This is a genomic window from Thiocystis violacea, assembly GCF_016583565.1.
Classification (GTDB): Bacteria; Pseudomonadota; Gammaproteobacteria; order Chromatiales; family Chromatiaceae; genus Thiorhodococcus; species Thiorhodococcus violaceus_A.
Genome location: NZ_NRRF01000004.1, coordinates 45,586 through 70,613, shown reverse-complemented (window position 1 = coordinate 70,613; position 25,028 = coordinate 45,586). Strand labels below are relative to the sequence as shown.

At 66.1% G+C, this 25,028-nt stretch carries 21 protein-coding genes; 7 read left to right on the top strand and 14 right to left on the bottom strand.

The features are described from left to right. Window positions 1-202: 202 nt before the first annotated feature. Window positions 203-532: a c-type cytochrome gene (locus tag CKO23_RS02675; protein WP_200328208.1), complete on the bottom strand. Its 330-nt coding sequence runs from the start codon at window positions 530-532 to the stop codon at window positions 203-205. A gap of 400 nt (window positions 533-932) precedes the next feature. Then, a complete protein-coding gene (locus CKO23_RS02670; RefSeq protein ID WP_200328207.1) occupies window positions 933-1,139 on the bottom strand; it encodes a hypothetical protein in 207 nt (68 codons plus the stop codon). Between the two features lie 820 nt (window positions 1,140-1,959). Here CKO23_RS02670 and CKO23_RS02665 point away from each other — a divergent pair. The 3 genes from CKO23_RS02665 to CKO23_RS02655 all read left to right on the top strand — a co-directional run bounded on the left by CKO23_RS02665 (window position 1,960) and on the right by CKO23_RS02655 (window position 6,845). Beyond that, complete coding sequence (locus CKO23_RS02665) at window positions 1,960-2,298, top strand: hypothetical protein (RefSeq protein WP_200328206.1); 339 nt, start codon at window positions 1,960-1,962, stop codon at window positions 2,296-2,298. 78 nt (window positions 2,299-2,376) lie between these two features. After that, a complete protein-coding gene (locus tag CKO23_RS02660) occupies window positions 2,377-3,522 on the top strand; it encodes an FIST signal transduction protein (protein ID WP_200328205.1) in 1,146 nt (381 codons plus the stop codon). Window positions 3,523-3,530: 8 nt separating this feature from the next. Beyond that, a complete protein-coding gene (locus CKO23_RS02655; protein ID WP_242482170.1) occupies window positions 3,531-6,845 on the top strand; it encodes a hybrid sensor histidine kinase/response regulator in 3,315 nt (1,104 codons plus the stop codon). 10 nt (window positions 6,846-6,855) lie between these two features. Here CKO23_RS02655 and CKO23_RS02650 read toward each other — a convergent pair whose 3' ends face one another. Then, complete coding sequence (locus CKO23_RS02650) at window positions 6,856-7,932, bottom strand: ribonuclease T2 family protein (RefSeq protein WP_200328203.1); 1,077 nt, start codon at window positions 7,930-7,932, stop codon at window positions 6,856-6,858. A 454-nt stretch (window positions 7,933-8,386) separates the two neighbouring features. Between CKO23_RS02650 and CKO23_RS02645 the strand changes: the two genes are divergently transcribed. Together CKO23_RS02645 and cysK are read left to right on the top strand one after the other, a co-directional pair. Further along, a complete protein-coding gene (locus CKO23_RS02645; protein ID WP_200328202.1) occupies window positions 8,387-9,073 on the top strand; it encodes an RBBP9/YdeN family alpha/beta hydrolase in 687 nt (228 codons plus the stop codon). A 53-nt stretch (window positions 9,074-9,126) separates the two neighbouring features. Further along, window positions 9,127-10,104: a cysteine synthase A gene (gene cysK, locus CKO23_RS02640; RefSeq protein WP_200328201.1), complete on the top strand. Its 978-nt coding sequence runs from the start codon at window positions 9,127-9,129 to the stop codon at window positions 10,102-10,104. Window positions 10,105-10,800: 696 nt separating this feature from the next. Here cysK and CKO23_RS02635 read toward each other — a convergent pair. The 6 genes from CKO23_RS02635 to guaB all read right to left on the bottom strand — a co-directional run bounded on the left by CKO23_RS02635 (window position 10,801) and on the right by guaB (window position 17,660). Further along, window positions 10,801-11,550 carry a DUF2272 domain-containing protein gene (locus CKO23_RS02635; RefSeq protein ID WP_200328200.1) on the bottom strand — a complete coding sequence of 250 codons (750 nt, stop codon included), beginning with the start codon at window positions 11,548-11,550 and terminating at the stop codon, window positions 10,801-10,803. A gap of 113 nt (window positions 11,551-11,663) precedes the next feature. After that, window positions 11,664-13,460 (bottom strand): hypothetical protein, encoded by a 1,797-nt coding sequence (locus CKO23_RS02630; RefSeq protein ID WP_200328199.1) that lies wholly within the window; start codon window positions 13,458-13,460, stop codon window positions 11,664-11,666. Between the two features lie 229 nt (window positions 13,461-13,689). After that, on the bottom strand, window positions 13,690-14,157 hold the full coding sequence (gene tadA, locus CKO23_RS02625) for a tRNA adenosine(34) deaminase TadA (protein ID WP_346014550.1): 468 nt from the start codon (window positions 14,155-14,157) through the stop codon (window positions 13,690-13,692). Further along, window positions 14,148-15,722, bottom strand: a complete 1,575-nt coding sequence (gene guaA, locus CKO23_RS02620) for a glutamine-hydrolyzing GMP synthase (RefSeq protein WP_200328197.1) — start codon at window positions 15,720-15,722, stop codon at window positions 14,148-14,150. Before guaA ends, tadA begins: the two co-directional genes overlap by 10 nt. A 34-nt stretch (window positions 15,723-15,756) precedes the next feature. Next, a complete protein-coding gene (locus CKO23_RS02615; protein ID WP_200328196.1) occupies window positions 15,757-16,197 on the bottom strand; it encodes a hypothetical protein in 441 nt (146 codons plus the stop codon). After that, a complete protein-coding gene (gene guaB / locus CKO23_RS02610; RefSeq protein WP_200328195.1) occupies window positions 16,194-17,660 on the bottom strand; it encodes an IMP dehydrogenase in 1,467 nt (488 codons plus the stop codon). Before guaB ends, CKO23_RS02615 begins: the two co-directional genes overlap by 4 nt. Window positions 17,661-17,812: 152 nt before the next feature. Between guaB and xseA the strand changes: the two genes are divergently transcribed. After that, window positions 17,813-19,183 carry an exodeoxyribonuclease VII large subunit gene (xseA, locus tag CKO23_RS02605; protein WP_200328194.1) on the top strand — a complete coding sequence of 457 codons (1,371 nt, stop codon included), beginning with the start codon at window positions 17,813-17,815 and terminating at the stop codon, window positions 19,181-19,183. Window positions 19,184-19,337: 154 nt separating this feature from the next. On the opposite strand, the gene CKO23_RS02600 is transcribed toward xseA, so the two are convergent. Genes CKO23_RS02600 through CKO23_RS02590 form a run of 3 tightly spaced genes read right to left on the bottom strand, consistent with a single transcriptional unit; the run spans window position 19,338 to window position 22,745 of the window. Further along, window positions 19,338-20,714: an alginate export family protein gene (locus CKO23_RS02600; RefSeq protein ID WP_200328193.1), complete on the bottom strand. Its 1,377-nt coding sequence runs from the start codon at window positions 20,712-20,714 to the stop codon at window positions 19,338-19,340. Further along, a complete protein-coding gene (locus CKO23_RS02595; RefSeq protein ID WP_200328192.1) occupies window positions 20,704-20,874 on the bottom strand; it encodes a symporter small accessory protein in 171 nt (56 codons plus the stop codon). The genes CKO23_RS02600 and CKO23_RS02595 overlap by 11 nt, the downstream gene beginning before the upstream one ends. Before the next feature lie 32 nt (window positions 20,875-20,906). After that, complete coding sequence (locus CKO23_RS02590; RefSeq protein ID WP_200328191.1) at window positions 20,907-22,745, bottom strand: sodium:solute symporter family protein; 1,839 nt, start codon at window positions 22,743-22,745, stop codon at window positions 20,907-20,909. Between the two features lie 166 nt (window positions 22,746-22,911). Between CKO23_RS02590 and CKO23_RS02585 the strand changes: the two genes are divergently transcribed. After that, window positions 22,912-23,265, top strand: a complete 354-nt coding sequence (locus CKO23_RS02585) for an acyl-CoA thioesterase (protein WP_200328190.1) — start codon at window positions 22,912-22,914, stop codon at window positions 23,263-23,265. Between the two features lie 149 nt (window positions 23,266-23,414). Here the strand turns inward: CKO23_RS02585 and CKO23_RS02580 are convergent, their stop codons facing one another. Further along, a complete protein-coding gene (locus tag CKO23_RS02580; RefSeq protein ID WP_200328189.1) occupies window positions 23,415-23,846 on the bottom strand; it encodes an acyl-CoA thioesterase in 432 nt (143 codons plus the stop codon). Between the two features lie 239 nt (window positions 23,847-24,085). Beyond that, entirely contained in the window at window positions 24,086-24,649 is a 564-nt protein-coding gene (locus CKO23_RS02575; protein WP_200328188.1) for a hypothetical protein, read from the bottom strand. Window positions 24,650-25,028: the final 379 nt, after the last annotated feature.

Genomic DNA, 25,028 nt, shown 5'->3' with positions numbered 1-25,028 from the left:
CGCGATCCTTCCCGAGGATAGCACAGACCCCCGCGCGCTCTGGGCGAGGACCATCCAACTCGGCGACCAGATCGCCACTGGCGCCGCCGCGCAAGTGGGCGCTCTTGACGTCTTCCTTGTGCGCCCGGTCCCTGTCGAGACGCTGGATTCGCTCCTGCAGCGTCTTGTCGGGCAAGGGCGTAGCTGGAGGTCGCTGCCCCTCTTACTGGGTCGACAGCCAGTCGGCCAGGATCTGGAACTCCTCGTCCGTGATGCCGCCGACGACGGCCCTCATCGCCATCGAGAGCCCGTTGCTGCGCTTGCCGTCACGGATGTCTTTCATCTGTTGCAGCAAGTAGGGGGCAGTTTGGCCAGAGAGCTTGGGATAGATGGGTAGGACCGGCTCGTTGGGGCGATCGCCGTGGCAGGTATGGCAGATCTTCGCCTTGTACAGCGCCTCGCCGTCGACCGCCAGGGCTGCGGCCGGGGTGCCGATCATGAGCCCCGCGGCGAGCAGCCAGCTCAGGCCCCGCTCTTCTCTCTTACCCATCATGGATACCTCCGCGATGCGTTTGTTTCGGTCTTCGGTGAGCATCAGAAACAGCGCGGCGTGCATTCCGCCTGGACATCCTCGAAGCGCGCCATTGCCAACCTCGCCCAGGTCAATCCCTTGAAGGCCGAGGTGATGAAGGGGGCGAGGGTGCCAGTCAAAGTGGCACCGTTCCTCCGCTGCCTGCTCGACCCCGATCGCTAGCGAGCCACTGATTTGGCTCAACGCAAACACTGTGTCGATCTGCGTCCTGTGCTGTCAACGCATTGGTCTGCCGCGGGTGCGACCATCAGTGACGCGGGCCGGCCAGCTTGCGAGGTTGGGTCGACGCTGCGAGGCCCAAGATACGCCGTCTCGTTGGACCTCGTCCCCCGGCCCAACCTGGTCGAGATATCCGTCTTGGTCACACCCCTATGCCTTGATCTTTGCTGGCGTCTTGGCGTCTCTGAACAAAAACCGACGTCATCTCATCGACCGCATCAAGCGCTACTCGCGCGATCGATCCCGCCGCGCCGAAGCGATCGGCACGGAGATCGATGTGCTTGTGGGGTTTGGCGCGGGACGGCTCGGAGGCATCCGCCGCGTAGGCCGCCGCGCTGCGCAAACGCATGGCCGTGGACGGAGCCTGTCTTTGGCGTGCGCGAGCGCGCCATCCAGTTCCTCTGCCAGCGGCTTGTTGGTGACGGCTAACTCCGCCACACAGCGACAACGCTGGAGGGCGACGGGCAAGGTGGGACATCAAGCGTGAGCGGCCACCCCTTGCAGACAGCCTGACTTTCCGGGGCATTCCAATTCCAGCGACTGGAACTTTGTCGGTCCGAGTCCGCAGTCGCCGGCACAGCCGACGCTGGTCCGCGTCACGCGTTGCATAGACTGTCACCGGAAGTCTCAGTCTCAACGATGAGCCCCTAATTGCCCCCTCTCAGTGTCCGGGTCTAATATCACGCCGTGTCCGCGGGCGTCGATCATCCTTCGGGCCAGTCGTCTTCGGTAGGGTGGACAAGCGCAGCGCAGTCCACCAACAATGGCGCGGGGTTCGGTGGACTTCGCTCGCGCTCGTCCACCCTACCGGTCCAACGGACGACCAAGTCCTTGTGTTGTTTCGATGGCGCGAATCCCAAGGCGGCGCGGCTTGCAGCGCTGTCATGGCCTGGTGGCTCCAGCCCCCTTGATAGGATGCGTGCGACGCGGAAGCATGCGTTCCCATCACCCTCGATCCGGCTGTTGAGCGTTCGTTGCGGCGCGCCAGGCACCGGGCTGGACGCATCCTGGAGACCGTCCAACCACTGGATCTAGGATCACTAGGTGGGAGCCCCTTCGAGCAGCCACGCCCATCGATGCACGCGAGCGATTCACTGCTGAGACGTCTTGACGCAGCCGACGCCCGCGGCGTGCGCGAGACGCTGTCGGGCGTCAGGAGTCCGGGCCGCATGACCATCCCTCAGCCGGCGAAGCTCGTTCACGTCTTTCGCCGGTTTACCACGCTCGGGCTGATCGGTTTTTTCGGCGTTGTCGTCCTCGTCCAGGCCTACGGCTATTACGCGGCCTTCCCTGAGATCTCGGCGGGCGCGGCAAGTACCGCATCGGTGCGTCATGTTCAGCACGCTCCACACCATCGCGAGCGGCGAGGCGCCGCGGCCAAGCCCCCCGACCGGTCGGCGGCTTGCGCTGCCAGTTGTCGCTTGGGTTGGTCTAGAATCGGCCGGCTGGAGCAGCGCGCGCGCCGCGCCAGGTGTGCAGCCGGCGCGGGCGACGCCGTGCCGCACTGAATCGCGGCTCGCGCCCTTGGCGACCCTCATCCGTTGCGACCTAGACCCGTTACGACCTCACCAGCTTCCGGATGCCTCATGCATGACAGCCACGTTCAACTCCTGGATGCGCTCGCCGAGGCGCCGCTGCTGACCATCCTCGGTGCGTGGCGCGCGCGTGCGCCCGGCGGCCTGGTGGTGGCCCTGGTCGCTGAAGCCGAGCGCGCGCATCTGCCGACCCTGCAGGCCGCTTGCCGCGCTCAGGGGCTGGGGCTCTTGGGGGCGCTCTTCCCCGGTATCCTGCGCGAGCGACGCTTTGTCGCGCACGGAGCCTGTCTGCTCTATCTGCCCTGGACACCGCCGAATGCGTTGATCGATCGACTGCAGGATGGCGCGCCCGCCACCCGGATTGCCGATGCCTTCGCGCCCGAGCTTGGCGATGAGGCGCCGCCGATCCTCTTCATGATCTTCGACGCCATGGTGCCGAACATCGCGAGCATCCTGGACGACCTCTATCTGGAGCTAGCCGACGGCGTGCGCTACTTGGGCGCCAACGCGGGGAGCGAGACCTTCGCGCCCATGCCCTGCCTCTTCGACGGCGAGCGACTGCTCGGCGATGGCGTCCTCTGTCTGCTGCTTCCGGCGACCTGGGCGAGCGCGCTGACGCATGGCTATCGCGCCCCGGAGGATGCCGTGACGGTCACGGCGGCGACGGGCAATCGGATCGTGAGCATCGATTGGCAGCCGGCCTTTCCCGTCTATCGCGAAAAGGTGCTGGAGCACTATGGCGTCGCGCTCGATCGCGAGAATTTCTACCGGTTTGCGGTGCACTTCCCCTTCGGGATCGACCTCGCCAATGGTCAGACCTTGGTGCGTATCCCGGTCGCCTTGAAGGATGACGACAGTATCCTGTGCATCGGGGAGGTCCCGGAGAATGCCCTCCTGACCCTGCTGCAGTCGCCGCACGTGGATTCAAGCGACACGGCACGGGCCTTGGCGGCACGCTTGGGTCGCCCGCCCGCCAATCCCTGGATGCCCGTCTTCTACTGCGCTGGCCGGCGTCTGCATCTGGGCGAAGGCGCGGAGCGGGAGTTGGCGGTCTGTGAGCGTGAGCTGGGGGCGTCGCTGGTCGGCGCCCTGTCGCTCGGCGAGATCGGCGGTGCCGGGGAGGGGGTCTACCCGCTGTTCCACAACGCCGCGCTGGTGGCGATCGACTGGGATACGCGCCGACGCGGACCGGCATGAGTCAGGGGATGCAACAGGTCCGTTTGCTCTCGATGCTCTATGACCTGGTCCGGGTCATCGGCGGACAGTCCCACTTGCAGCCGCTGCTGGTGCGGACCATCCAGCGTCTGCTGTTCCATACCGGGCTTCCCGCGGGGATGGCCCTGAACGCCGTGGAGACCGATGCGGATGCGCCCGTCGTGCGCCTCCTGGCGGTCGTGGGAAGCCGGCGGTTGATGAATGCGCGCGGTGAGCCGCTTGCCCTGGCGGCGTCCTGGCTGGAGGGCGAGATCGCGATCCTGAGCGGGGAGGAGATGCCGCGGGCGATGCGTGTGCTCTGCGCCGGCTATGACTATGTCCTTCGCCTGCCGATCCGCGGCTTCGGTGCCATCGTGCTCCTGGGGCCGGCCAGCTACGCCTCTGATCTGCCGCTGACCGAGCTCTTTCCGCCGGTTCTGGAAAATCTGGCCAGGGCCGTTCAGCTGTGCAAGACCAATGAGGCGCATGCGCACCGCCTGGAGCAAGACCGCGATGCCGCGCAGTGCGAGCTTGCGCTGAGCAGCAGGCTGCTGGATGCGGAGCGCGCACGCCTGCAGGCGCTGATCGAGGCGGTGCCCGACGTCATCTGGCTCAAGGATCCCAATGGCGTCTATCTGCTCTGCAACCGCATGTTCGAGCGGCTCTACGGCGCGCCGAGGCGTTTGATCGTCGGCAAGACGGACTATGACTTCGTGGGTGCCGAGCTGGCCGATTTCTTCCGCGCCCATGACCGCAAGGCGATGGAGAAGGGCGGCCCGGCCATGAACGAGGAGTGGCTCACCTTCGCCGAGGACGGCTATCTGGGGCTCTTCGAGACCATCAAGACGCCCATGTATGACGTCGACGGGCAGCTCGTCGGCGTGATCGGGGTCGCCCGCGACATCACGGCGCGCAAGGCGGAGCAGGTCGAGCGTCGGCGTCGTGAGGAGATCTATGAGGCGATCGTCAGCCAGGCCGTGGACGCCATCGTTCTGATCGACAGCGTCACCCACCGTTTCGAGGAATTCAACGATGCCGCTTGCCGCTTGCTGGGCTACAGCCGCGGCGAGCTCGCCGAGCTGCGCTTGGACGATCTGACCGGATTGTCGCCCGATGCGATTGCTGCCCGGATGGCCAGCATCCTGGAGGCCGGCGAGGCCGTCTTCGAGATCCGCCATCGCCACAAGGACGGCCGGATGCTGGATATGCTGGCGAGCAACCGGACCGTGCAGATCGGCGAGCGAACCTATGTCGCCGCCATCTGGCACGATGTGACCGAGCGCAAACGCCTGGACGCCGAGCTCGAGCGCTATCGCCAGCACCTCGAGGAATTGGTCGCGGAGCGCACCGCCGCGCTGCAGGCGGCCAATCAGGCGAAGAGCACCTTCCTCGCCAACATGAGCCACGAGATCCGCACCCCGATGAACGCCATCATCGGTCTTACGCATCTGCTGGGGCGCGTTTTGGAAACCCCGCGCCAGCGTGAGCAGCTCGGCAAGATCTCAGGCGCCGCGCAGCACCTCCTCGGGGTCATCAACAATATCCTGGATTACTCCAAGATCGAGGCCGGCAAGCTGGTTCTGGAGTCGGATGATTTCGATCTCGACGAGGTCATCGGCGACGCTGCCAACCTGCTGGCCGACAAGGCGGCGGCCAAGCATCTGGAGTTGGTGGTCGATAGCGCCGGACTGCCGCCGGCGGTGCGTGGCGATGGCCTGCGGCTGCGGCAAGTGATCCTCAATTTCGGCGCCAACGCCATCAAGTTCACCGATCGGGGCTCGGTCGTCATTCGGGCGCGTGTCCTGGTCGATGGGCTCGACCAGCCGCTGATTCGGATCGAGGTCGCGGATACCGGCATCGGCATGACCGAGGAGCAGAAGGCGCGTCTTTTCCACTCCTTCGAGCAGGCGGATGCCTCCACCGCGCGGCTCTACGGCGGCACTGGGCTGGGGTTGGCGATCAGCCGCCGCTTGATCGAGGGCATGGACGGGCGCATCGGCTGCGACAGCCTCGCGGGGCGGGGCTCGACCTTCTGGGCTGAGATCCCCTGCGTGCCGGGCGCGGCTGTCGCGGTGGCGGACGGGCTGCCACCCGACTGGCGTGCCTGGAAGGCGCTGGTGGTTGATGATCTGCCCGATGCCGGCGCCGCCCTGGCGGCGATTCTGCGCGAGCAGGGCATGCGGGTGACCTGTGTCGGTTCTGGGGCGGAGGCGCTCGAGTGTCTGCGCAACCTCGCGGGCGATGGCTACGATCTGGTCCTGCTCGATGCCGATATGCCGCGGTTGGACGGGTTTGAAACGGCGCGGCGGCTGCGCGCGCTGGGGCTCGCTCCCGAGCCCCGTGTCATCTTGGTCGATGCCTGGCCTGGACGGCGCCTGGATGATCCGGCGAACGCGGGTTTCAATGGGGTGATTATCAAGCCCTTCACGCCACGGACGCTGCTGGCTCGGCTCAGGGGCGCGCTGGTCAAGGGCGGCAAGCCCAAGGCGGCCGACACCCTGGGGGGCGTGGCGCCGCGTTTCAGGGCGCTACGTGGGCGCAAGGTGCTCCTCGTCGAAGACAACCCATTGAATCGGGAGGTTGCCGTCACCCTGCTCCAGGAGGTCGGGGTGGATGTCGACGAGGCCGAGAATGGCCTCATCGCCTTGCGGATGGTCGAGGAAAGACGCTACGACCTGGTTCTGATGGATGTCCAGATGCCTGAGCTGGATGGGCTGGAGGCCACGCGCCGCATGCGTGCCCGGCCGGCCTGCGGTCAACTTCCGATCCTGGCCATGACGGCGAACGCCTTCGCCGAGGACCGTGAGACCTGCCTGGCGGCCGGCATGAACGATCATGTCTCCAAGCCGGTCGATCCGGAACTGCTCTACGACGTCCTGCTGCGCTGGCTACCCAAGTCCGAGCAGCCCCTTGCGACTGAGCCGGTTGATCCGGCGGCGATCGCCACGGAGGCGAGTCTGGAGTCTGTGCGCGAGCGCCTGGCTGGCGTGGAGGGCTTAGATCTGGCTGCCGGACTCGGATACGTTTGCGGTCGCCTGGCGCTGTTCCTTCGGCTGTTGCGGCAGTTCCGCGACCAGAGCCGCGACGACATGCGGCGTCTCTCGGGTTTGCTCGAAGAGGGCGATACGGACGCCATCCGCCGGGTCGCCCACTCGCTCAAGGGCACCGCGGCGACGCTGGGGATCACCGGCATCCAGGCACGCAGCGCCGCCCTGGAACAGGCGGTTCGTGATGGCCATGACCCGGTCGCCATCCGTGCCGAGGCCCAGGCGCTCCGCGACGCCCTCGCTGAGCTAGAGGCCGCGCTCACCGATTGTCTGGCATGAGGGGGGCGCTCTAGGGCACCACCTTGACCACGCGCCCGCTGGAGCAACTGTGGCTGTTGGCGGAAACGGACGTTGGAGGCGCCGCTTGAATGAGGCTCTCCAGGTTGGCGGGATCGGTGATGTCGCCCTTCAGGCTGATCCAGATCTCGGTGATGATGTTTTCGCCCGTGATCTTGGTGCAGCGCATCTGGATGCGCTCTCCAGCGCCGCGGCCGAAGGCGTCGTTGAAGGTGTCTTCGATCTGGCTCCGTGTCAGGACGCTGTCGAGGTGCGCCGCGAAGAGGTCGCGGACGGCCGAGGCGTTGAGGGCATTCAGGACGGCCATCGCCTCGGTGAAATACTCGTCCGGGGTCGCGCCGGCGTCCGGTCCGGTCTTGTCGTCCTCGTAGCAGGCGCCATGCTTGGGCCATTCGTGCAGGTGCAGGCCGGATTGCACGCCGGGCATGACGACCTGGAGTCGCTCCAGGACGTCTGGCGACAGGTCGATGCGGGTGTCGCGGTCCTGACTGGAGGTGCATTTGATCGGGGCGCCGCGATCGCAGTAGCAGGGGAAGATGGCTGTGTCGTCGAGATCGTCCGGCCAAAGACCGTGCAGTGAGAAGTGGGTCGCGTCGTAACGCTCCGAGGTCTGCGTGCGGCATTCCGCCTTGTCCTGGCCCGCCGCGGTGGCGCAGAAACCCGGCTGCCAACTCGCGGCCAGGACGTATTCGATGCTGTCCGGGATGAGTCCGCCCGTGACGCCGCTGCCCGTGGCGCCGCCAGCCTCTGGCGTGCCGCCCTCGCCGACGACCAGGCTGGTGCTGGGCGCGAAGGCGCCGCAGCTCATGGGCACCCAGCGGGCCTCGGTCACGGGTGCGCCCGGCACCTGGATCTGGTAGTGGGTGCCCGGCGTGGCGTTGCGGGCGATGACGTCATAGGCGTGGCGGACCTGGAGCCGGATGTTGCCGGGGTTGTCGCTGTCCTTCTTCTTGGTCGCCTCGCAGGCGGACAAGGCGATGAAGTAGCCGTCGAGATTGGCCTGCTGGGCCTGTGTCGGCAAGGCGACGATCGCCGCAAGCAGGAAGGCGGTTAGACGAATCGGTTCCATGGCGGACCTCCTGGTGATTTCCGGGAAACGACGGATAGGTCGGCGCATCCGACCGATGATCGCCTCTCGGGTCGGGTCGTTTCCGGAATTCGCCCGTTCGCGTGGGCGAAGTGAAACGCTGCCCAAGCCGGGCGAGCGCGGGGCGCCCAGTGTGCCTTGCAGGCACGTCTGACGCCATGGAGAAATCTTGCAATCCGAGTGCCCGATGCGCCCGCGCGTTGGCGCGCACGCCAATGCGCCTGAGGGTTGTCCAATCCGCCAATCGATCATCCGCTCCAGGCAAGGACGCCTCCGAGGTCTGCCTGATTGCGGGTCATTTATTCCTGTTGGTTATAAAAAAATTCTTACATATTCTTTTTGTTCGGTTCGCATCGTCGCTATCGTCCAGCCATCTGATCCGGCATGAGCGGATCTGGTCGTCGAGTCACAGACCATCACAGGAGCGAGCGCCGCCATGGCTAGATCGAACATCCTCGAGTTCCCGCACTATTCCACCCTCATCGTCCCCGGTTATCAGGGCAGCGGCCCCGGTCATTGGCAGACCTGGCTGGAGCAGACACTGCCGGATGCCCGCCGGGTCTCCGGCATCGATTGGAGCACCCCGGCGCTCGGGCAATGGGCGGATGCCATCGGCGTCGCGATACGCTATGCGAGCAGTCCGGTGTGGCTGGTCGCGCATAGCTTCGGCTGCCTTGCGGCCGTGACGGCGGCGAGCCGTGCCGCGTCGCGTGTTGCCGGTGTGCTGCTGGTCGCCCCCGGCGATCCCGGTCGGTTCTCCAGCGAGGGCTTGCGCGCCGAGACGGGCGGTGACTCGATCGCCTCACAGCTGCCGCGGGGGCTGCTCGCCTTCCCTAGTCTCATCGTCGCCAGCTCGAACGATCCCTGGATGAAGCTGGCCCATGTCGCCTATTGGGCGGACCGCTGGGGGAGTGGCGTCGCTCGGATTGGCAAGGCCGGCCACATCAACGAAGATGCGGGCTTCGGTCCCTGGCCCGCGGGGCTGGCGCTGCTGGATGCCTTCAAGGCGGCTCGGGAGCGGGGGTTGGCCGTGCCGACGCGGCTCGCGGCCGCCCCCGAGTGCGATGGCGTCCAGGGCTGGGGCGCGGGAGCGATCCCCCGCCGCGCCGCCGTCGGCTGGTGAACCGCTAGCCGCCGGGTGACCGGCGGTCTCCACGAGGTCTCAAGGCTCATTCGATGCCCAAATGGTTCGCAGACAACGCCCTCTCGATCGGCCATACCCCATTGGTCGCGCTCAGTCGTGTCACCGACGGCGCGCCGGCGCGCGTCCTGGCCAAGGTCGAGGGCCGTAACCCGGCGTATTCGGTCAAATGTCGGATCGGCGCCAACATGGTGTGGGATGCCGAGCAGCGCGGCCTGCTCGGTCCGGGCAAGGAGTTGGTCGAGCCGACCAGCGGCAACACCGGCATCGCGCTCGCCTTCGTTGCCGCGGCGCGCGGCATTCCGCTGACCCTGACCATGCCGGAGACCATGAGTCTGGAGCGCCGCAAGCTGCTCCTGGCCTATGGCGCGCGCCTGGTGCTGACCGAAGGGGCCACGGGCATGAGCGGCGCCATCGCCCGGGCCGAGGAGATCGCGGCCTCGGACCCTGGCCGTTACATCCTCTTACAGCAGTTCAAGAATCCGGCGAATCCGGCGATCCATGAGACCACGACCGGGCCTGAGCTGTGGGAGGACACGGATGGCGAGATCGACATCTTCGTGGCTGGCGTGGGGACGGGCGGCACCATCACGGGGGTGACGCGCTACCTCAAGCAGACGCGCGGCAAGCCGGTGCTGTCGGTCGCCGTCGAGCCCGAGGCCAGCCCGGTGCTGACGCAGTGGCGGGCGGGCGAGGCACTCAAGCCCGGTCCCCACAAGATCCAGGGTATCGGCGCCGGTTTCGTGCCCGAGGTGTTGGATCTCTCGCTGATCGACGCCATCGAGACGGTCTCCAACGAGGCGGCGATCGAGTACGCCCTGCGGTTGGCGCGCGAGGAGGGTCTCCTCTCCGGGATCTCCAGCGGCGCGGCGGTCGCCGTGGCTGCCCGGCTGGCACGCCGCGAGGAGCACGCGGGCAAGACCATCGCCGTCATCCTGCCGGACTCCGGCGAGCGCTATCTCAGCTCGACCTTGTTCGAGGGCCTGTTCGACGACGCGGGCAACCCGGTCTGAGATGAGGCGGATACCGCAAGACAGGCGCCTGCAACGGGCGGAAGCGCTGTTCGCGCGAGGCGCCTAGAGCCGGCTCTGGAGCTGCCGTAGGATGGGCAAAGCCCGCGCTCGGCGGCTTCAACGGAGCGCTGGCGTTGGACGGGCGTGCCCATCCTTCACACCTCACCGCTGGCAAGATGGGCACGCTGCGCTTTGCCCATCCTACGATGACGGTGTTCTTCGGAAATGGCCCAAGGCGTCTGCAAGGGGCGGAAGCGCCGTTCGCGCGAGGCGCCTAGAGCCGGCTCTGGAGCTGCCGTAGGATGGGCAAAGCCCGCGCTCGGCGGCTTCACCGGAGCGCTGGCGTTGGACGGGCGTGCCCATCCTTCACACCTCGCCGCTGGCAAGATGGGCACGCTGCGCTTTGCCCATCCTACGATGACGGTGTTCTTCGGAAATGGCCCAAGGCGTCTGTAAGGGGCGGAAGCGCCGTTCGCGCGAGGCGCCTAGAGCCGGCTCTGGAGCTGCCGTAGGATGGGCAAAGCCCGCGCTCGGCGGCTTCAACGGAGCGCTGGCGTTGGACGGGCGTGCCCATCCTTCACACCTCACCGCTGGCAAGATGGGCACGCTGCGCTTTGCCCATCCTACGATGACGGTGTTCTTCGGAAATGGCCCAAGGTGCCTGCAACGGGCGGAAGCGCTGTTCGAGCGAGGCGCCTAGAGTCGGTTCTGGATGATCAGGAACCAGGGCCGGCGTGGCACCTGCTGGAGCCTGCCTTGAGCATCCAGCTCCAGGGTGCTCTTGGAGACGGAGTTGCGGACATTGCCGCCGATGACCTCCAGTGCCTGGCCATTCTTGGCGACCACGAGGTCGCAGTGACCACTCATGCCCCGCAACATGGAGGCGGTCGTGTAACCGTTGATGGTCACGATGCGTGAGGGGCTGCGGTAGGCACAGATCAGGTCGCCCGGCTGTGGGCTGTAGTCCGTGAGGCGCCGGGGGACGAAATAGCGTCCTGGGAGACTGGCGTTCTGGACAATGTTGGCGAGATAGACCCAGTGGGCCGTCGCGCTCGGGAATTGGCTCTCGGGGACACCCGACGACTGCATGATCCAACTGATGAAGGCGGCGGACCAGGGCTTTTGGCAGTCCATGCCGTTGAGGCCGGGTTTCCCGACCGCGCGCCAATAGCTGTTCACCCGGCCGCTGTGGCGGACGTCGTCGTCCTCCCAGTCTCCGACATGGGGAATGCTCTCCTCGGCCCCTTTGAAGACCACGGTCTGGCGGCCGAAGTAGCTCCATTCCTGATTGGCCCTGGCGATCATGGTCCGCTTCATGGCGGGATTGGGCGCGGGCGGCGCGCCGATGCGGGTGCCGGCCCAGCTCTCGCCGGTCGTTCGCTCAGGCGCGCCAGGCTGCGGCGGTGTCGCGCAGGAGAGCAGGGTCAGGCTCAACAGCGAAATCATGGCCGCTCTGGACCGGCATTTGGCGCTTCTCTGGATCGACACGGGCGGACTCCTTCCGACGATGGCCGGGTGGGTGGATGGCTGGCGGTCTGTCGTCTGAGCCCGCCCGCGGCCTAACGGGGCGGTCGGGTGGTCTCGCGGAACCAGGAACGGTATTGCTCCATGCGGCTGAGTTGCTCGCGCGGCGCCTGGCGGCGGCAGGTGGACGCATCCGGGCTGCCGGCCGTCGCCCCCCAGCGCGTTTCGACGCAGTCGTTCGGGTTGTAGGCCACCTCGAGCGCCTGCTGCCTGTCGTAGATGTCACCCAGGGTCAGGCGCCAGGGGCTGCCGTCGCTGCGCCGATAGCTGATGGAGCGCTCGTTCAGCCGCTGCGCGTGCAGGCGCTCGATGCGGCTCGCCGCGCTCGCGGCACTCTCCCCGCTCAAGACATAGAGCTGAGGGAATCGCATGATGCGCTCCGGCAGGGATTTCAGCACCTTCATTGCGATCAGCAGGCGCATGTCGCGCGAGGGCGTGGCGTAGTCCTCCCAGGGCCCCGTGGTCTCGAAGATGGCGGGACCGCTCGGCATGGAGACGACCGTTCCGGGATGGGCGCGCATGTAGGTCTCGCCGTTGTCGACAGAGGTCACCCGGGTCTCGAGCTGCTCCATGAGGGCGTCCAGGGTGGCGTCGTAAGCCGCGGTCGGGTCCAGGCCGTAGGGGTTGATGAGCCGCTCCATGCGCGCATAGAAGTCGTCCGCGTCCAGGTTGCCCTGCTCGGCGGAGAAGCGCGGGAGCCCGGCGCGGCCGTCCAGCTCCGCGTTGGACAGCAGGCGCCAGCCGGAGCCGCCGCTGCGCGCCAGCGGGCGAAAGGTCTTGAAGCCAGGACCGGCGCTCGGCGTCTGGGCGAAGAGGAAATTGCCCTCCCAATAGCGCTTGCGGGTCACCGAATTGTCCGGCTGGGCGTCCACGGCCAGCAGCAGCCCGCTATGCCGACCGCTCTGCGGGATCCATTTGACGATGATCATGGTGTGGCCGTAGGGATCCGCGTAGAGGGTTCCGGGCCAGAGAGATGACCGGTCCAGCGGGACTGGGTAGAAGTCCGTCTGCTCGTCGCGAAGCCCCGTGCGGCCGCTACCCGAGTGCACGGTGTTGATGATCGCCTGCGTGACCGACCGGAAGCTGCTCAGTGACGCCTTGTTGCCGACGAAGCGCGTCTCGATGATGGGTGACTGGCAGTTGGGCGGACGGCTGCGGCTGCCGCGGTCGCAGCTACGGTAGGCGACCGGCAGGCCGAGCTTCCAGGCGAAGTAGGCGCGCAGGAAATAGGGTAGATCGGCGCAATCCGGTTCGGCGGGCAGGCGGCTGTCTTCACCGGCGCCCAGGTAGTTGTACAGGAAGTTCTGTGCCGGATCGCGCAGCACCGGCCCCAGCGATTTGAAGCTCAGCGATTGCTCCGGTGGGGCGTTGAAGAGGTGCTCGATCCAGGCGGCGTAGAGTGCCTCGGTCGCCAGATCCCATTCGCCCGTGCCGCGGTCGCTACTGCCCCCGCCGACGCGCACCTCGGTGCAGGCCGCAACCCGCCCGCCGCGCATCGCCTCGATCCTGTAGGTTCCCGCTGTTGGGCGGAACACCGTCCCATAGTTGCTCCAGGGCGGCCCATCGCTGCTGAGACTGCGCAGCCGGCTGGGTTCGCCCGAGGGCGCCGTCACGCGCACCTCGTCCAGGCCGCTGTCCGTGGCGATGGCGAAGACCTCCAGGGGATCGCCCGGCTGGGGCTCCAGGGGCGCGGTCCAGATACGCGCCTCAGTGCCCTGCGCGCAGTTCGCGGCGGCCTTTGCGGGCGCTGGCAGCGCCAACGCAACCAGGGGGAGGAGGGCGATGGGTAGGAGTCGGATGGGTGTGAATCCTAGGAGTGTGCTCAGTGCCATGGCGCTTGCGCTCTGCCTCGATCAACATCCGGCGAGTGTATCGCGTAACTCGGATGCCGTGCGATCTTGGGGGGACGCTGCGTGCGACCACTGATGTCTGGCGTAGGTTGGGCCGAGGGACGAGGCCCAACGAAACGGCGCGCATCGAGACGCGAGGCGCATCCGGGCAAGGCGTCGATCTCCGTGGCGTCAGCGTGATCGCTCAACCGCGCTGGGAAGCGCGTTCGACTCAGCGTCTCGCCCGAAAAAAGGCGCGGAGCGTCTCGCCGCAGGCGTCGGCCAGCACGCCGCCACGGCACTCGGTCCTGTGGTTGAACCGCGTATCCGAGGGCAGCAGGTCGAAGACGCTCCCGCAGGCACCCGCCTTGGGATCTGGAGCGCCGTAAACCACTTGGCCGACCCGCGCGTGGATGATGGCCCCAGCGCACATCACGCAGGGCTCCAGCGTGACGTAGAGGGTGGTGCCGGGCAGGCGGTAGTTGCCGACACGTTGCCCGGCATGCCGCAGCGCTTGGATCTCGGCGTGGGCGCTGGCGTCGTGCGCGCCGATGGGTCGATTCCAGCCCTCGCCAAGCATCTCCCCGTCCCTGACCAGAATGGCGCCGACCGGAACCTCGCCCTCCGCCGCCGCCTGGCGCGCCAGCTCCAGCGCGCGTGTCATCCAGCGCGCGTCGTCCGGCGTTTCCTCTATTCCCACTCGATGGTGCCCGGCGGTTTGCCGGTGATGTCGTAGACGACGCGGGAGACGCCGGTCACCTCGTTGGCGATGCGACGACAGACCAGGTCGAGGAAGTCATAGGGCAGATGCGCCCAGCGCGCGGTCATGAAGTCGATGGTCTCGACCGCGCGCAGTGCGATGACATGCGCATAGAGCCGATTGTCGCCGACGACGCCGACGGAGCGGACCGGCAGGAAGACGGCAAAGGCTTGAGACACCTTGTCGTAGAGGTCGGCCCGGCGCAGTTCCTCGATGAAGATGTGATCGGCCAGGCGCAGGGTGTGCGCAAAGTCCCGCTGCACCTCGCCCAGGATACGCACGCCGAGACCCGGCCCCGGGAAGGGGTGACGGAACACCATCTCCGACGGGAGACCCAGCTCGATCCCGATCTTGCGCACCTCGTCCTTGAATAGCTCGCGCAGCGGCTCGACCAGCGCCAGATTCATCTCCTCCGGGAGTCCACCGACATTGTGGTGCGACTTGATGACCTTCGCCTTGCCACTCTTGGCGCCGGCGGATTCGATGACGTCGGGGTAGATGGTCCCCTGGGCCAGCCATCTGACGTCCTGAATCTTGCTTGCCTCGTCGTCGAAGACCTCGATGAAGGTGTTGCCGATGATCTTGCGTTTCTGCTCCGGGTCGCTCACACCCTTGAGTCGACCGAGGAAGCGCTCCTCGGCGTCGACGCGGATGACGTTCACGCCCATGTGACGGGCAAAGGTGCTCATCACCTGATCACCCTCGCCGAGGCGCAGCAGACCATTGTCGACGAAGACGCAGGTGAGCTGATCGCCGATGGCGCGGTGGAGGAGGGCGGCGACCACGCTGGAATCCACGCCCCCCGACAGCCCCAGCAGGACGTTGTCGCGGCCGACCTCGGCGCGCACGCGCGCGATGCTGTCTTCGATGATGTTGCTCGGCGTCCAGAGCCGTCCGCACCCGCAGATCCCGTGGATGAAGCGCTCGATGATGCGCTGCCCCTGGCGGGTGTGGGTGACCTCTGGATGGAATTGCACGCCATAGAAGCGGCGCTCCTCATCCGCGATGCCGGCGAGCGGGGCGTTGTCGGTCTCCGCGATCGCATGGAAGCCGGGCGGCAGCGACTCGACCCGATCGCCGTGACTCATCCAGACATCCAGCAGGCCATAGCCTTCGGGGCTGGCATGGTCCTCGATGTCGCGCAGCAGCGCTGAGTGCCCACGGGCGCGGACCTGGGCGTAGCCGTATTCGCGATGGCTCGACGGGGCGACGGTGCCGCCGAGTTGGGCCGCCATGGTCTGGAGCCCGTAGCAGATGCCGAGCACCGGAACGCCGAGGTCGAAGACCAAGGGGTCGGCGCGCGGCGTCTCGTCTTCATGCACGGATTGCGGGCCGCCGGAGAGGATCACGCCGCTGGGCGCGAAGTCGCGGATGGCGGGCGCCTCCATGTCGTAGGGATGCAGCTCGCAGTAGACGCCGGCCTCGCGCACCCGCCGGGCGATCAGCTGGGTGTATTGCGACCCGAAGTCGAGGATGAGGATGCGGTCGGCGTGGATGTTGGACATTGCTTAATTGTTCTTCTGTTGCTTGGCTGTTCTTTTAGTGATGGTGCGGCTGGGTCCGCAAGGCATCTCGAAACCCTTTGATGGCCTGCGAGGTGGTTGGCTGGTCGAGGAAGCTGGTCAGTCGGTCGAGATCGAGTTCGGGCAGGACCTGGCTCGCGGTGACCGGGAGGTAACGCTCGCCTTGGAGCACGTATGGCTGGATGCGGCCCTTGCGCCAGTACCAGATCTCCGCCACGCCGAGCTTGCGGTCGATAGCGAGCGTGTCGATGCGCCCGGAGGTCCAGACGACCTCGATCGCGAGGTGCGATCGCTCGATGTCGGGGTCGCCAAAGATGTCGCACTCGTCCGGCTCGGCCCCGCGGGTGCGGTCGGCGGATGTCAGCGTCCAGGAGCCGAGCACGGAGAAGGGCAGATCGCGCTCAAGGCCGCGGCTGGGTCTCGCGCGGCCGTTCGTGACCTCTGACGCCTGAATCAATTGTCGATCCGATAATTCGGCGCTTCCTTGGTGATCTGGACGTCATGGACGTGCGACTCGCGCACCCCGGCCCCGCTGATGCGCACGAACTCGGGCTTGGTGCGCATCTCCTGGATGGTGGCGCAGCCGGTGTAGCCCATGCTGGAGCCGAGGCCGCCGATGAGCTGATGGATGACGTTGAGCAGGCTGCCCTTGTAGGGGACGCGGCCCTCGATGCCCTCGGGGACGAGCTTCTCCTTCTCGGTATTCTCTTGGAAGTAGCGGTCGCTCGATCCTTCGGTCGAGCCCATGGCGCCGAGCGAGCCCATGCCGCGGTAGGACTTGTAGGAGCGGCCCTGGTAGATCTCGACCTCGCCAGGCGCCTCGTCGGTGCCGGCGAAGAGTCCGCCGATCATGACACTGTGCGCGCCCGCCGCGATCGCCTTGGCGATGTCGCCGGAGAACCTCAGCCCGCCGTCCGCGATCAGCGGCACGCCCGTGCCTTCCAGGGCCTCCGTCACATTGGCGACGGCGGTGATCTGCGGTACGCCGACACCGGCCACGATGCGCGTCGTGCAGATGGAGCCCGGCCCGATGCCGACCTTGACCGCGTCCGCGCCGGCCTCGACCAGCGCGAGGGCGGCGGCGGCCGTCGCGATGTTGCCGCCGATGACCTGCAGCTCGGGGTAGTTCGACTTGACCCATTTCACGCGATCGAGCACGCCCTGCGAATGCCCGTGCGCCGTGTCCACGACGATGACGTCCACACCGGCCTCGGCCAGCGCGGCGATGCGCTCGTCCGTCCCCTTGCCGACGCTGACGGCAGCCCCGCAGCGCAGGCGCTCATGGCCGTCGCGCGATGCCTTGGGGAAGTCCTTGGCCTTCTGGATGTCCTTCACCGTGATGAGGCCGCGCAGCTCGAAGCGGTCGTTGACGACCAGCACCTTCTCGATGCGATTGGTGTGGAGCAGGTTCAGGACATCCTCTCGGCTTGCCCCCTCCTTGACCGTGATCAGACGCTCCTTGGGGGTCATGATGGTCGAGACGGGGGCGTCCATGCGGGTCTCGAAGCGCAGGTCGCGCCCGGTCACGATGCCGACCAGCTTGCCGTCCTCCGTCACCGGGACGCCGGAGATGTTGTTCGCATGCGTGAGCTGGACGACCTCTCCGATGCTGATGCCCGGAGACACGGTGATGGGGTTGCGGATGATGCCGCTCTCGTACTTCTTGACCGCCAGCACCTCGCGCGCCTGGCGCTCGATGCTCATATTCTTGTGGATGATGCCGATGCCGCCCTCGAGCGCCATGGTGATTGCCAGCCTGGATTCGGTCACGGTGTCCATGGCCGCCGAAACGAGCGGGATGCGCAGGTCGATCTCGCGGGTCAGTTTGGTATGGAAGTCGACCTCGTTGGGCAGCACGGTTGAGTGAGCGGGAACGAGGAGGACGTCATCGAAGGTGAGTGCTTCCTGGATGAGGCGCATGGGAATCGGCTCCGCGGATCGGTTCCAAAACTGGAAAGTAACAGATAAGTATAAAATCTTTATTTCAAGCGGTAAACTGGCTCAGGCCGTAAAATTCACGCCCTTGCCTGCAGATACAAGACTCGACGCTGAGAACGACGTCACTGATTCGCATGATCGACACCTTTGCAACCGCCGGCTCGGCCGTGGACTTTTCGCGCGACGTCTATAGCGTTTCCCGCCTCGCGAGCGAGGTGCGCGCCGTGCTCGATGGCAGCTTTCCACTGCTTTGGGTGCGTGGTGAGATTTCGAATCTGGCTCAGCCCGCATCCGGCCACATCTACTTCAGCCTGAAGGACGAGGCGGCCCAGGTGCGCTGCGCCATGTTCCGCGCCAAGCGAATCCTGCTGGCCTTTCGACCCGAGAACGGTCAACAGGTTCTGGTGCGGGTCCGCGCGACCCTCTACGAGGCGCGTGGCGATTTCCAGCTCGTCGTCGAGCACATGGAACCGGGCGGCGAGGGTGCCCTGAGATTGGCCTTCGAGCGGCTGAAGGCGCGGCTCGCCGCGGAGGGCTTGTTCGACGAGGCGGTCAAGCGCCCCATCCCCAACTTCCCGCGCCAGGTCGGGCTCATCACCTCGCCGTCCGGTGCGGCGGTGCGTGATCTCCTCACCGTTCTCGGTCGGCGCTTTGCCGGACTGCCGGTCGTCATCTACCCGGCCCAGGTCCAAGGCGACGCCGCCGCGCATTCCCTGATCGCCGCGCTCGCGCTGGCCAACGCCCGCGCGGAGTGCGACGTGCTGATCCTCGCGCGGGGCGGAGGCTCGCTCGAGGATCTGAATGCCTTCAATGACGAGGCGCTTGCGCGCGCCATCCGGGCCTCCGGGATTCCGGTCGTGAGCGGCGTCGGTCATGAGATCGACATCACCATCGCCGACCTGGTCGCCGACCGCCGAGCCGCGACGCCGTCGGCGGCCGCCGAGCTGGTTGCCCCCTCCGCCGAGCACCTACGTCAGCGCCTGCTCGCCCTGTCGACGCGACTGGCCGGTGCGCGGCACAGGACGCTGGAGGCCGTTCGGCAGCGCCTGAAGGCCGCGGCCCGTCATCTGAGTCTCGTGCACCCAGCCGCGCGGCTGCAGCAGCGGGCGCAGCGGCTGGATCGTGCCGAGCTGCGTCTGAAGGCGCTCATGACCGAGCGTGTCGGGCTTGCGAGGCGGCGTTTGCAGCCGCTGATGGATCGCCTGCTCGTCCTGTCACCAGACCATAGGGTCGAGCGTGGCCAGCTCGCGCTCCATGCGTTGCGGCAGCGCTTGATCCGCTCCCAGGCCGAACTCCTCGCGCACCGCCGCGAGCGCCTCATGCGCGCCGTCGCTGGCCTTGAGGCGCGCAGTCCCCTGGCGACATTGACGCGGGGCTATGCCATCGTCACCAAGCTTCCGGGCGGTGAGATCATCCGCGATCCATCAGAGGTCGCGTCGGGTGAGCGCATTCGCGCACGCGTGGCCGGTGGCGTTCTTGAGGCCGTGGTGCAATCGGTCGAGTAGCGGGAGCGAGGACGCTGGGCGACTGCTCCTTGAGGGCAGACCAACATCCCGCGCTATCAGGTGCGGTCTCTTCCGGCAATCGCCTGACGCTGATAGCCCTCCCTTCCGCGCCATCCGACCCTCGCCGACCTCTGTCGGCGAGGGTCGGGAAAGGTCACCAGGTCAGGGTGACTTCGGCTCTGAAGAAGAAGGAATCATCCCGCCGATTCTCGGCGTAATAATCCCCAGGCATCAGATACTCGGCGACGAGGTGTCCGGAGACGTTCTTGTTGAACTTGGTCTTGAGCCAGGCGGTGAAGAGATGGCCGCGGAAGCGGTCTTCGCCGCTGATATTGGCCATCTGGGCCTCGGTCCTCGTGGTCTCCTGGTCGGCCCAGAGGGCGTGGTAGTCGACCGTGACGGTGCTGCTGGAATGGACCTGAGCCTGCCAGCCGGCATTCAGCCGCTGCAGGTTGGTGGCCTCGCCGACACGGCTCTCCAGCGGCCATTGGTAGATCATCAGCTCGCTCCACTGCGGCCAGCGGCCCCAGAGCGGGTCGAATGCCTCGTCGTCTTCACTGTCCGGGTCGTCGCCGGAGAGAAATTCGTAGCCCGCGTGGAACTGATTCTTGAGGCTGTCGTCGAGGCTGTAGGTCAGCCGACTGTTGAGGCCGAAGGCGCTGAGGTCGCGCTGGTTGCGGGTGCCCCATTCGTAGACGGTCTCGGCGCGCAGCGCCCAGGCGGGTGTGAGCTTGGCGTCGGCGCGCACGCCGGCGGCATAGATATCGCCGGAATCGCTCGGCGACGGGAAGGGGGCGCCGTTGTTGACGCGGATGTTGTTTTCGGTGAGGTTCGGGCGGTCGTGCTTGTAGATGAAGTAGCCGTCCAGGTCCGTGTCCGGCAGGAGCGATTTGTCGCGGGCGTAGAGCACCACGCCTTGCTCGTATTGCTCGGTCTGATCCTCGAGGACGCCGTTGAGCGACTGCGGGAAGCGGCCGGTGTTCGCGCTCTGGTCGATATACATGAGATCGAGCGTGCTGCCCGCCGAGTCCAGGGCGTAGGTGGCGCGGGCGGCGTCCAGGTAGATGGTGCGTGAGCCATCGATCGGTGAGCCCTCCAGGATCAGCCAGCCGTTGCCGAGGATGATGTCCTGCCGGCCCAGCTTCAGCGATAGGGGCGAGCCGCCGATCTGCTTGAAATCGACGGCGAGCTGATCGAAGAGGATGCCGCCGCTGTACCACTTCTCGAAACCGGGGGTGGACCAATCGGAGGGGTTGGGATCCTGATAGTGGCGTCCCTCCCAGATCAGCCGAGCGTTCGCCTGGATCTGATCGGTGAAGCTGTAGCCGCCCCAGATCCGCGTGCGATAGCGCTGAAAGGTGCGGTCAGCGGTGGCGCTGGCGTCGTTCAGGCCGACGTTGTCGATGTAGACCTGACGCAGCCGCAGATCCGCGCCCCAGGTGAAGGGGCTGGCGGCCGTCTCCGCGCGCAGGGTCGGGGCGGCGAGTGCCGCGGCAAGACCTGCCGCGATCAGTGTCGTCTTAGAGGCCATCCTCTGCCTCCCGCTCGTCCATCGCCCAGTGGCGGTCTTCTTCTGTCAGTACATCGAGTGCGGCATTGCGGCGAATCAGGCCGTAGAGCACGCTGATGATGGCGACGGCGATGGTGCCGAAATAGGCAAACAAGACGTATGGGTCATCGATGCCGATCATGGGTTGTACCTCGATTCAGTCGGTGTCGAGTCTCAGGAGGACCGCTCGGGGAAACAGCGCCGCAGATGCTCCGCGCTCGGCGGGCGGGTGACCGCGCTGACCAGGATGAGGGTCAGGAGCGCGGCCGGCAGCGCGACGACGATGGGGTCCACCGAGGGCCAGTTGGGATAATCCTCAAGGATGCTGCTCTTGCCGCCGGTCAGGATCTGGACCAGGCCGATGGCGGATGCCTCCTTGGCCTTGACGAGCAGCAGCCAGAACAGCGAGGTGCCGGCGCCCACGACCATGGACGCCATGGCTCCGGCCCGCGTGACCCGTCGGAAGAAGAGTCCGCCGATATAGGCGGGCAGGAAGCTCGCCGCGCAGAGGCCGAAGAAGATGGCCGTGAAGCGGGCGATGACGTATTCCTGTCGAACCGTGTAGCTGATGGTTACGGCGATCATGAGGCCGAGCACGATGGCCAGGCGCATGACCAGCAGGTTGGGCTCATGGCTTTCGCCCTTCTGTGTGATGCGCTCGTAGAGGTCGCGACCGGCAGCCGTCCCGATGGTGTGGAATTGGCTCGAAATGGTGCTCATGGCCGCCGCCATGAGCGCGAGCAGGAAGACGACCCCGAACCAATGCGGCAGCGCCGAGGAGATGAAGGTCGGGATGATCTTGTCGGCGTCGCCCTTCACGTAGGTGACCGCGGTCGAGCGTCCAGCGATGAGCTGGAAGGGCTGTCCGTTCGCGTCCGTGCCCGAGGAGCGCTCCGTGACCACCAGCGGTGCCTTGGCTGGCGCCTGGATCTTCGGGCTGATGATCGGCTCCCAGCCGCCGGACTCGGTTTCGCGCATCAGTTCCACCAGCGCATGGCCCTTGTCGGCGTTGAGCTCCTGCACGAGCTTGCCGTGGAGGATCGGGCCGTTCTGCGCCATCCAGGCGTTGGACAGACTGCCGACCAGGAAGGGCGTCCCCGTCATCAGCATGATGAAGACGGCGCCGATGGGCACCGCGCGATCCAGCTCGCGGCGGCTGCGCACCGTCATGAAGCGCACGATCAGCTGCGGCTGCGCCAGCACGCCGATGCCCACCCCGAGAATGATGGAGCTGATGACGATCCACCAGAGGTCGTAGGACTTGGCGCCCCAGCCGAAGGCCGGCATGGCGGTCCAGCCCTGGTGCCCCATCTCCTTCAGCGGGGCGGGGACCATGTCCGCCATGTCCGTCAGATAGCGATGCGCCTCGGTGATGCCGCCCAGGCTGCTGTAGGTGAACACCAGCAGAAAGATCATGGCGAGCACCATGACGAAGCCCTGGAAGGTGTCGGTGTACATCACCGCCTTGAGGCCGCCGGGAATGACGTAGGCGGCGGTGATGACGGCGAAGATGAGCAGCGCGACCTCGAAGTCGATGCCGAACTGGGTGGCCGCGAAAATGCTGCCGCCGGTCATCACGGCCGCGGAGTAGAGCGGCATGAAGAGGAAGACCAGGGCACCGGCGAAGATCTGGATGCCGCGGCTCTGGTACCTCAGCCCCAGCAGCTCCGGGAAGGTGTGCGCGCCCAGGTGGTGGCCCAGGCGCCGCGTCGGCTCGCCGAAGAAGACGAAGGCGATGAAGATGCCGACCGCGATGTTAAGAAAGGTCAGCCAGAGCAGGCTCATGCCGAAGAGCCCGGCGACCCCGCCGAATCCCACGATGGCCGCCGTCGAGATGAAGGTGGCGCCGTAGGAAACGGCCATGATAATCGGATGGGCCGAGCGCCCTCCGACCAGGAAATCCGCGGCAGAGCGCGTGCCGCGGTAGCCGAGCCACCCGAGATAGGCGGTGGTCAGCAAGTAGGCGAGGATGACGACGATGTCGATCCAGCCGACCGATGATGCTTCGGTCATGATTGCCCCCGTGCTTTTCTAGTATCGTTCTTGTGTTGCGGGGGCGAAAAATACCCTGACATCGACAGGTAGAATATAGATCCAGCGCATTCAAATGACGTTTTGGTGACATTTTCGCCGGGTTCGGCGTGTTCTTGAGCGCCTTGTGAGTGCATTGTGAGGGGTGATGGAAACCTATACGGTCGTCAGGCCAGAGCATCTCAACCACTACGGACATCTGTTCGGCGGCTGCCTGCTGAAGTGGGTGGACGAGGTCGGCTGGATTGCGGCGAGCCGGGACAATCCCGGTTGTCGCTTCGTGACCATCGGCATGGATCGAGTGGAATTTCACCGTGGCGTCCATCAGGGCGCGGTGCTGAGATTCGATGCGGTCGAGAGTTGTCGCGGCAAGACCTCGCTGACCTACACGGTTAGTGTCTTCGCGGATGATCTGGAGACGGGGCAGGAGGCGTCCATCTTCTCGACCTGCATCACCTTCGTGCGGCTCGATGCCGAGGGTCGGAAGATCCCGCTGCCTTGAGGGGGCGGCGCAAGGCCGTGTCTGTCAGGCGGGATGGGCGGAATCGACCTGGACTTAGCGCGAGTTGAAGCCGCCTGGGCAGGTCCGATCCATCCGGACGCTGTTTCGCTCGCCCGCGCTCTTATGCGCGTGTCGCGAGTCCATGCGGGTCACTCCGTCGGAGGATCTCCGGCCAAGCGGGCGCTGAGGGCGGCGCGGAGGTCCGACGGCAGCTCGGGTATCGTCGAAGGGTCTTCGCTGATGACGACGTGTATCGTGCGCGCCGTCGCCAGGGTCTCACCCTGATCGCTCAGGAAGCGGTATCCGATCGAAAAAGACCGCTGGCGAAGCTCCAGCACCTGAACCTGCACCCGAACCCGATCCCCATGGCGCATGGCTCGCCGATAATCCGCCTGCGCGTGAGTGAGCGGCAGCAGCAGTCCGCCTTCGCGAATCAGCTCGGCCAGCGGATGACCGGCCGCGCACATGAAGGCCTCGTAGGCATCGTGCGCGTGACGGAAGAGGTGGGCGAAGAAGAGCCGGCCCGCGGCGTCCGTGTCATGGAGACGGATCTCGATGCGGTGCTCGAAGGTGTCTGGCATGGCGTTGTCGTCCAAGCTCTGGCTGCGGGTCGAATGGGGCGCGGAGACTGGGATGGCGCCGACGCTGGTCCTGAACTTGAGCTGCCCGCTGGAACCGGGTGGGTGTGGTTCGTGCCGGGTGGGTGGGGTGCCCGCCACACCCGGATCCCGGGGCGGGCGGGCGCCTCTTCGATGCCCCTCCTGGGCCGTTCCTCCCTGTGTCGTCGGAGCACTGTGCCCGGCCCCGACGACCTTAAAGCTCAGCGTGAGCGTCTAGCCGCAATGGAGCCGCGCGTGCTGAGCAGCAGGAAGATGCTCACGAGGAAGGCCGCGACGGCGACGAGCGTGACCATGGTCAACGGCTTGCTCTGCGCATCGGCGATCTTGAAGGTTTCGCCGAGCTTGGTCAGCACGGCGGCGTTCGAGGGGTCGATCAGCAGATAGCCGCAGAAACCCAGGAAAACGGCGTAGAACACCATCTTCGCGTCCAGGTAGAGGCCCACCAAGAGTGCGACCAAGGCCAGCACCATGATGAGTGTGATGGTCGTCTTCTGACCGCCGAGCGAGGCATCGACGCCGGCCTTCTGGAGCAGCATGAGCATCCAGAGGAAGGCGCCCCAGATGATGATCTGGCGGATCAGGTAGAACAGCCGCGAGTCACCACGCGCGTAGGCGTTGCCCCAGGCGGTGATGATGGAGATGGCGGCGACGACGGGGATGAAGTACTGCCAGTAGGTACTGGTGCCGCCCAGATCTTCACGGGTGAGCGCGAAGAGCGCAATGGTGCAGACGTAGAGGATGATGATCGGGAGAAGTGCGAGCATCAAGGAGCTTTGTTGTTTTCCGGAACTAGACACGACGAACCCTCCTAAATGGGTTGTTGTGATGAATGGCCGATGGCCGTCTTGCACTGCACGCGAGACCATCGATTTGGTCAAGCCATGGGATCTTAACCCTTACTGAAACTGCGTGTTAAGGGAAAAGCGCGAAGTTCCCGAATTCACTTTATTTTGCTTGTCATTGCATTGTGTGCGACTTGTGCTCGCGAGTCGCCGCCTGAGGTGCTGATTAGCGCCGCGTCGAGCGCCTTTACCCGGCTGGATCCAGGCACTAGAGTTTCTCCGTCGCCTGTGTTTCAGAAGCCCATGGTTTCAGAGGAGTGTTCGCCATGTCCTGCTCGTCGTCAGTCTCATTCCAGCGCCC